Below are 8405 nucleotides of genomic sequence, written 5' to 3' on the forward strand. Positions count from 1 at the left end.
GCGGCGGCACCGGGTACCCAGATGCCGCCGCCGGACAGAGCGGTGGAACCGCCGAAGTGCGAGGACTTTTCGATCACCAACGCGTCGAGGCCGGCCGCCTGGGCCGTCAGTGCGGCCGTCATACCGCCACCGCCGGATCCGACGATGAGTACATCGACGACGTGATCGAAATCGTCCGAGGCCGCCGTCATTTCGGAAGTGCCGTTCTGATGGCGAACCCGGCGATCAGTTCGGGCGCGGGTTTGTAGTAGCGCCCGGTGATTTCGTAGGGGCCCACCGCTTCCAGCGCCGCGAATGCCGCTACCCACGTGCGGATCTCCTGTGCGGAGCTGCCGCCCTCGTGAGCGACGAACGAATTCGACCATCCATCCAGTTCGCTCAGCCATCCCCCGTCGATGATCTCCAGGAAGCGGTGGTCCCACGCCGGGTTGAGTGCCTGCAGCTCACTGTCACCGGCGGCGAAGCTCTTGGCCGCGTCGATGACGGCGGCTTGCCGGGCCTGGCGCTGCTCGGACGTCATCGGCTGGCCGTGCACGATCCGCTCCAGCACCGGTGCGGGCGCGGTCGCCAAGCTCGGCACCGGCGGGCTGTGCGACAGCCCGCCGGATCCCAGAATCAGGACGCGCTTGTCCAGGGTGGCAAGGTAATTGCCGACGGAGGTACCCAGGGCGCGGCAACGGTGCATCGGGCCCAGCGGTACCCCGATCGCGTTGACGAAGATCGGTATCACCGGACGCGAGGTGGCGTCGCCGAACAGCTTCTCCAGCGGCTGGACCGTCCCGTGGTCGACGTCCATGCTGGCCGATACCGCGACGTCGACGCCAGCGTCGAGGACCGCCTTCGCGCAGTCGGCCGCGAGGGTTTCCGGCACGTTGAGCGGGCCGGCGTGGGTGCCGTAGTCCCCCACTCCGCGGGCGCTGGTGCCGATGCAGAAGGGCGGCATCACCTTGTAGAAGAAGCCGTTGTAGTGATCCGGGGAAAAACTGACGACCAGTTCAGGGTCGTAGTCTTCGACGAATCGCCGGGCTTGCGCGATTGCGCCCTCGATGTCATCAAGCAGGTCCCGCGACGGCCCCGGAAGATTCAGGAGAGGGCTGTGCGACATACAGCACAGAGCCAGTGCCATTTTGCAATTCACCTCCTCGCGGCGTGAGTGTGAGCGCATCGATAAGCGCGGCGCTCAGGTCCGGCGCGCGCTGAGCGATGCAGGCGCCCGCGACGCACCGGTCGGGGCGCAGGAACAGCACCGACTCCGAGTGCGTGTCGAACCAGGACTTGAGGCCGCCATGCCGATCACCCACCACGACGACATCGGGGTCGTCGTGCCCCGCCCAGTGCAGCTGGGTCGCCGGTCGGAGCGCGAAGAAGCGCGCGCCCAACGCTTTCCAGTTCGCGAACGCGACGTCGCCGAGGATTTTGCGGGGGTTGTTGTTCCAGCACAACACCGCGAACCAAGAACCAAGCACATCGTCGAGCAACACGTCCTGCCGATCCCGGGTGTCGACGCGCGGCTGGATGAACAGCGTTCCCACCGGCGAATCGGCACGTCCCGGCGCAGCGTGCACGACGGCTCCGTGCTCATAACGCGGCATCGGCTTGAACCGCATCTCCAGCACATATCGCTTGAGCGACGGCACGATTGACGCCGACCGGATCAGGAGATCTCGCGCGTTCGCCACCCGGCGGTTGGTGGGCGAGATCACCCGCCCCACCATGGTCGACAGGTCGATCATGGCGCGGGCGTGCTTGCGGCGTTCCACGTCGTAGGTGTCCAACAGCTTGTCGTCGGCCCGCCCGCTCACCACCGCGGCGAGCTTCCAACCGAGGTTCGCCGCGTCCCGGATCCCGCTGTTGTAACCCTGCCCCTGCCACACCGGCATCAGGTGGGCGGCGTCGCCGGCCAGCAGCAGCCGGCCCCGCCGGAACGCGCCGGCGATCCGCGAGTGGTGGGTATACACGCGGCGCCGGATGACGTCGACCCGGTCGGGGTGAGGCACCATCCGGGCCAGCATCTGGGTCAGGAACGCCGGATCTTCGGCCTGTTCGTCGGTCTCGTCGGCGTGAATCATGAACTCGAAGCGGCGAATTCCGTGGGCGATCGAGATCGAGGCGTACGGGCGTTCGGGGTCGGCGCCGACCTCGCTGTTCGGGTGGCCAAGCGGGTCGTTGGCGATGTCGACCACCAGCCAGCGCGTCGATGACGTCGTCCCGTCGAACGACACCCCCATCACCCGGCGGGTCATGCTGCGGCCGCCGTCGCACCCGACCACGTAACGGGCCCGCAGGCGTGCGGTGTCGCCGTCGTTGTCACCACCGCCGCCGAGTTCGACGGTCACCCCGTCGGCGCTTTCCTGGCATGCGGTCATCGGGCGTCCCCAGCGCACCTGGACGTGCTCGAATCGGTCCAAGCCGGCCAACAATTCGGCGTCGACGAGGGGTTGCACGAAGCCATTTCGTTTCGGCCAACCGAAACGTGCGTCCGGCGGGGCCATTTCGGCGAGCACGCGACGCTTGGCGTCGACGAAGCGCAAGATCTGATTGGGCACCGTGTGCGGCAGCACCCGGTCGGCGAGTCCGATCGACTGGAAGGTCCGCAACGCCTCGTCGTCCAGTCCGACGCCACGCGGATAGTCGATGAGGGTGTCCCGCTCGTCGACCACCATGGTTCGGATACCTTGCAGGCCAAGGATGTTGGCGAGGGTCAACCCGACCGGGCCCGCGCCGACGACCAGGACATCGGTTTCGATGTCACCCACCTCCCGCTTTGGTGCGACCATCACCGGCCCAGCAGGAAATCGAGATGCAGGCGATTGAAAGTCTTGGCGTCCTCGTACTGCGGCCAGTGGCCACAACCGGGCATCACCTCGAAGCGGGCGCCCGGGATCATCGACGCCATGCGACGCCCCTCCGTGACGTCGGCGGTCGGATCGTCACTGGTCCACAGCACCAGCGTCGGGGCGACGATCGAGCCGTATTCGTCCGGGCCGAGGATGTTGCGCGCCCGGATCTCGGGATCCTGCAGCGCCATGATGTCGCTCATCGCCGAGACGAACCCCGGTTGGCGATACACGCGCTGGCGGCTGGCGACCAGGTCGTCGTAGCCCTTGGACTTGTCGGCCATCAGCCATTTGATGCGCGCCTGCACCGTTTCCCAGGTCGGGTCCTCGGCGGCCGCCATGGACAGCGTGATGATCCGTTGCATCACCACGGGATCGGCCTGGGAGCCACCGGCGGTGTTAAGCACAAGCCGCTCAACCACATCCGGGTGGTCGATGGCCGCGCGTGCGGCCACCCAGCCGCCGAGCGATTCGCCGCTGAGGTAGGCACGGTCGACACCGATGGTGCGCAGCACGGCCATCAGGTGCTCGACGTAGTGGGCGACTTCCAGTGGGTGGCCCGGCTTGTCGGTGTACCCGTGGCCGAGCATGTCGATCGACCAGGTCCAGAAATGCTCGGCGTGTGCAGCCAGGTTGCGCACATAGGCCTCGGCATGTCCGCCGGATCCGTGCAACAAGACCAACACCGGCTTCCCGGGATCACCGGCTCGCAGGTAGCGCGTCCGCACTCCTCCGGCGTCGAGGTAGCCCTGCTCAAACGCGACGCCCTGCAGATCGCTCCAGATGCTCTCGAACTCCGCCACGGTGCTGTCCGGCCTCCAGATCGGGGAAATCTCGTTCTCGTGTTCGGCTTACCTAGTGTGCTAATATCGCACACTAATGTGCGTTATATATAAAGCTTCGCTCTCACGGGAAGGTCTGTCAAGGCTGTGACGGGCTCCGGTACCGGCTCGCAGACCCTGGCCAGGGGCCTGACCGCGCTGCAGATGGTGGCGGACTCGCCCAGCGGGTTGACGGTGCAGCAGCTCGCCGACCAGGTCGGGGTGCACCGCACCATCGCCTACCGACTGCTCACGACGTTGGCCGAGTTCCGGCTGGTGGCCAAGGGAGAGGACGGGCGCTACCGTCCGGCGGCGGGCCTGGCCGTGCTCGGCGCTTCCTTCGACCGCAATGTGCGCCAGGTGAGTCTGCCGACGCTGCGCGCGCTGGCCGACGAGCTCGGCACGACCGTGTCGCTGCTCATCGCCGAAGGCGACCAGCAGGTGGCGATCGCGGTGATCGTGCCCAGCCACGTCGCCTACCAGCTCTCGTTTCACGAAGGCAGCCGATATCCGCTGGACCGCGGCGCGGCCGGGATCGCCTTGCTCGCGTGCATGCCTCCGCGTCCGGGCGAACGGGAGCTGGTTTCCCGTGCGCGCGAACGTGGTTGGGTGACGACCTACGGCGAGATCGAACCGAACACCTACGGCCTGGCCGTCGGGGTGCGCCGCCCGGTGCCCTCGCCACCGACGTGCATCAACCTCATCTCACACCGAGAAGACGTGGTGATGCGCGGGAAGGACGCGGTCGTGAAAGCCGCCAAGCAGTTGTCGGAGCTCCTGAGCTAGCCACTGAGCCGAAGGGATAGCAGTCCATGTCATGGGACCACGAAGCCGATGTCGTCGTGCTCGGCAGTGGTGGTGCCGGCCTTACGGCCGCGCTGACCGCAGCCGTGGCGGGTGCCTCGGTGGAGGTTTACGAAAAGGCCTCGACCGTCGGCGGGACCACGGCCGTGTCGGGTGGCATAGTGTGGATCCCCGCCCACAACCGTTCTCCGGACGGCGAATTGACCCCGGCTGACGCGTTGCGATATCTGCGCGCGCAGTCGCTCGGTTCGATGGACGACGAGCTGGTGGAAACGTTCGTTCGCACCGGGCCGGCGATGCTCGACTTCATCGAGGCGCACAGCGGTCTTCAGTTCGAGATCGCCACCGGCTTTCCCGACTATCGTCCCGAGTTACCGGGCGGACAACCGGCCGGTGGCAGGTCGCTGAGCGCCGCCCCCTTCGACCTGGCTCAGTTGGGCGAATGGGCAACTCGCATCACGTCTTTCCCGGCCGACTGGTCCAACGTCGGTTTCGATGCCGAGACCAGGGCGCGCCTGCACGCGGCGATCGACGAACGAACCAGCCATCTGTGCGTGGCCGGCACCGCGCTGATCGCGGGACTGCTCAAGGGCCTGCTGGATGCGGGGGTGACCCCACACACCAATGCCCGCGCCGAAGGTCTCATCGCCGACAACGGAGAAGTCACCGGAGTGCGCGTGGCCCTGCCGGACGGGACGATCAGTGTTCGCGCCCGGCATGGCGTCATCCTGGGCACCGGCGGCTTCGAGTGGGATCCCGCTCTGACACAAGCCTTTCTGCGCGGCCCCATGCACGGGGCGGTCTCGCCGCCCAACAACACCGGTGACGGCTTGCGCATGGCGATGGAGCAGGGGGCCGACCTGGCCAACATGGGCGAAGCGTGGTGGGTACCGATCGTGCAAATCCCGGGCGACACCATCGAGGGCAAGCCCCGCAGCCGCAGCGTGCGACTGGAAAGGACGCGGCCGCGCAGCATCATCGTCAACTCGGCCGGCCGCCGCTTCGTCAACGAGGCCTGCGATTACAACTCGATGGCCGGCGCCTTTCATTACCTGGACCCTCGCGGCGGCTACGTCAACGACCGCGGATGGATGGTGTTCGATTCGATTCACCTGCAGCGCTATGGATTTCTCGGTATCGAGCCGGGGCAGCCCGTCCCCGACTGGTTCTGCGAGTCGGCAGACCTCGCCGAGTTGGCCGCCAAGACCGGTATCGACGCCGACGGTCTGGCCCGCACCGTCGAGAGCTGGAACCGTCACGTAGCCGCCGGCGCGGACCCCGACTTCGGTCGCGGCTCGAGCGCGTACGACGGCTACTGGGGTGACGACAGCGCGACCACCCCGGCCGGTAAGACCTTGGGCCCCATCGACACCGCGCCCTTCTACGCGGTGCCGGTGAGCATCGGCGCAATGGGCACCAAGGGCGGCCCCCGCACCGATCACGACGCCCGCGTCCTGCATGTCGGCGGCGAGCCGATACCGGGTCTTTTCGCCGCGGGCAACGCGATGGGCGGCGTGACCGGACGGGCCTACGGCGGCGCCGGCGGAACACTGGGCCCGGCAATGGTTTTCGGCTACCGTGCCGGCCATGCGGCCGCCACCGGGAAGTCGGTCGACCTGAAATAGGGGTTATATCGATGGGCGCCGCCGAGCGCGGTGGCGCAAACCGTTCACCATGGGGCACGGTGATGGCGCTCCGTGGTGAACCTCCGCCGAACCAGTAGGTGACTTTCGTTCGTGATAGCGCCGGTGCTAGCGCGGATGGAATTCACCTAATGCGTGCCGATCACGGGTGCGCGGAGCGGTCAATTCCTCAACGGCACTTCGACGCAGACATGGGTTCCCACCGGGGCGTCGAGAAACATCAAGGCTCCCCCGGCGGCTTCCACCCGAGCCCGATGCGATGCCAGCCCGATGTGCCCCTCGCCCAGCCGCCGCGCCACCGTCTCCTGGCGCAACCCCACACCGTCGTCGACCACATGCAAGACACAGGTCCGGTCGGTGACCCCGAGCATGACCGTCGCCTGCCGGGCCCGAGCGTGCTGGACCACGTTGGACAGCAACTCGCGCGCCACCCCGAACACGACGGCGTCGATGTCGCGGCGCCCCGAGTATTCGATCTCTGTGCTGATGTCGATGCCGCAACGCTGCGCGGTGAACTCGGCGAGCTGCTGCACGGCGGCCCCCAGCCCGACCTGCTCGAGCACCGCCGGATGCAGCTCGAAAGTGGCCTGCCGCAGCCGTTCCGAGGCCAGCTGCAAGCCGCCCAGCGCCCGGCCGACCCGCTCGTCGCCCTCGAACGCCCCGTCCAGTTCGACGAGCTCCTGGCGCACCGCCAGGATGTCTTGCAGCGGTCCGTCGTGAATGAATTCCGAGATCCGGCGCGCCGCCTCGTCCGAGGCGTTCATCGTCTGGGCCAGCAACTCCTCCCGCAGCGCGCTCAATCCGGCCACCGAGCGGGTGTGGCGCTCCTCGATGCGCACCACCAGAAAGGCCGCGCAACAAAGGAATGCATAGAGCAGGAACCGAAACCCCGCCTCGGCCAACCTGTCCCCGCTCGACATCACCGGATCCTGTAGCACGGCAATGGCGAACCCGAGCATGGAGAAGATCAGCACCACCGCCGCCCGGCGCGAGGAGACGTCCAGCCCCAACAGGACGGGCAGCATGGCCATGATCAGCAGCGGGTAGATCCCGTTGGTGGACAACAGCTGAAACACCGTCAGCGCGACGATGTCGATGACGGTGAACGCAAACGGCTCCAGCCGGCCGATCGCGACCAGTCGGCCCATCCCGATCCAGCGTCGGAAAGGGGCGAAGGCCAGCCCGAATGCACAGAGCGCGACGAGTGTGTACAGGACGATCAGGACGCTTTCCTGCGGCCACTCCGATCGGCTGGTGCCGATGATCATGGCCGCGACCATGAGGCCGACCACTCCGATGCGCAGCACCGAGCCGATGCGGTACGAGCGCAACTGGTGAACCGTGCGCACCCGCTCCAGCTCTGCGTCACCGGCTACCACCACCCGATCACCGTACTCATCCGCGTCCGTCACCCCGAAGCAAACGGGAAATTGACTCATCGGGCCGTCCGGAGATCGCGAACGTCGCTGCTCCGCAAACCGCTACACTCGTCGCCATGGTCGGCGCGGCTAGCCCGGAAAAGGTGCGCGTGGTCGTCGGCGATGATCACCCACTTTTTCGCGAGGGCGTGGTGCGGGCCCTGTCGTCGAGTGGTTCGGTGAACGTCGTCGGTGAGGCGGAAGACGGTTCTGCCGCATTGGAATTGATCAAGTCGCACGTGCCCGACGTCGCGTTGCTCGACTACCGGATGCCCGGCTTGGACGGCGCCCAGGTGGCGGCGGCGGTGCGGACGCAGGGGTTGCCCACCCGGGTGCTGCTGATCTCCGCGCACGACGAGTCGGCGATCGTGTACCAGGCGTTGCAACAGGGCGCCGCCGGGTTCGTGCTCAAGGACTCGACGCGCAGCGAGATCGTCAAGGCCGTGCTCGACTGCGCGCAGGGCCGCGACGTGGTGGCACCGGCGCTCGTCGGTGGTCTTGCCGCGGAGATCCGGCAGCGTGCGGAGCCGTCGGCACCCGTGCTCAGTGCGCGCGAGCGTGAGGTGCTCAACCGGATCGCCCGCGGTCAAAGCATCCCCGCGATCGCCGGTGAGCTCTTCGTGGCCCCGTCGACGGTCAAAACGCACGTGCAACGCCTCTACGAGAAGCTCGGCGTCGGCGATCGCGCGGCCGCCGTCGCCGAGGCAATGCGGCAAGGTCTGCTCAGCTAGCGGCCGACCAGGGATTCGGCTTGGGCGTGGACGCGATCTGCCGCGCCCGCACCACTGCTTTGGCCGACGCTATGGCCTCGGCGATCAGGTGGCGTGCCCCGCGTTCCACCTCGCAGAGGTGATCGCCGCTGCCGCCGGCCGCGATCAGCTG

At 67.4% G+C, this 8405-nt stretch carries 8 protein-coding genes; 3 read left to right on the top strand and 5 right to left on the bottom strand.

All coding sequences use genetic code 11. From position 1 onward, the window contains the following. The 4 genes from A5646_RS02590 to A5646_RS02605 form a co-directional block, all read right to left on the bottom strand. Positions 1 to 191: FAD-binding protein (locus tag A5646_RS02590; protein ID WP_156765500.1), on the bottom strand; the 191-nt coding region annotated here is incomplete at its 3' end. Further along, positions 188 to 1105: a 3-carboxyethylcatechol 2,3-dioxygenase gene (locus A5646_RS02595; RefSeq protein ID WP_066878012.1), complete on the bottom strand. Its 918-nt coding sequence runs from the start codon at positions 1103 to 1105 to the stop codon at positions 188 to 190. The genes A5646_RS02595 and A5646_RS02590, both read right to left, overlap by 4 nt. Continuing rightward, the gene (locus tag A5646_RS02600; protein ID WP_067019663.1) at positions 1053 to 2777 is read right to left on the bottom strand and encodes a bifunctional 3-(3-hydroxy-phenyl)propionate/3-hydroxycinnamic acid hydroxylase; all 1725 of its coding nucleotides are present in this window, start codon (positions 2775 to 2777) and stop codon (positions 1053 to 1055) included. Before A5646_RS02600 ends, A5646_RS02595 begins: the two co-directional genes overlap by 53 nt. Beyond that, entirely contained in the window at positions 2777 to 3640 is an 864-nt protein-coding gene (locus tag A5646_RS02605; protein WP_066865693.1) for an alpha/beta fold hydrolase, read from the bottom strand. Before A5646_RS02605 ends, A5646_RS02600 begins: the two co-directional genes overlap by 1 nt. Positions 3641 to 3766: 126 nt before the next feature. On the opposite strand from A5646_RS02605, the gene A5646_RS02610 reads away from it, so the two are divergent. Together A5646_RS02610 and A5646_RS02615 are read left to right on the top strand one after the other, a co-directional pair. Further along, positions 3767 to 4444 carry an IclR family transcriptional regulator gene (locus A5646_RS02610; RefSeq protein ID WP_066865690.1) on the top strand — a complete coding sequence of 226 codons (678 nt, stop codon included), beginning with the start codon at positions 3767 to 3769 and terminating at the stop codon, positions 4442 to 4444. Positions 4445 to 4470: 26 nt separating this feature from the next. Continuing rightward, positions 4471 to 6087, top strand: coding sequence for an FAD-dependent oxidoreductase (locus A5646_RS02615; RefSeq protein WP_067019667.1), 1617 nt, complete (start codon positions 4471 to 4473; stop codon positions 6085 to 6087). A 179-nt stretch (positions 6088 to 6266) separates the two neighbouring features. Here A5646_RS02615 and A5646_RS02620 read toward each other — a convergent pair whose 3' ends face one another. Continuing rightward, on the bottom strand, positions 6267 to 7487 hold the full coding sequence (locus tag A5646_RS02620) for a sensor histidine kinase (RefSeq protein WP_156748976.1): 1221 nt from the start codon (positions 7485 to 7487) through the stop codon (positions 6267 to 6269). A gap of 113 nt (positions 7488 to 7600) precedes the next feature. Between A5646_RS02620 and A5646_RS02625 the strand changes: the two genes are divergently transcribed. Further along, a complete protein-coding gene (locus A5646_RS02625; RefSeq protein ID WP_066865675.1) occupies positions 7601 to 8254 on the top strand; it encodes a response regulator transcription factor in 654 nt (217 codons plus the stop codon). Positions 8255 to 8405 lie beyond the last annotated feature (151 nt).

Source organism: Mycobacterium sp. 1245499.0, from assembly GCF_001673615.1.
Lineage (GTDB): Bacteria > Actinomycetota > Actinomycetes > Mycobacteriales > Mycobacteriaceae > Mycobacterium > Mycobacterium europaeum_A.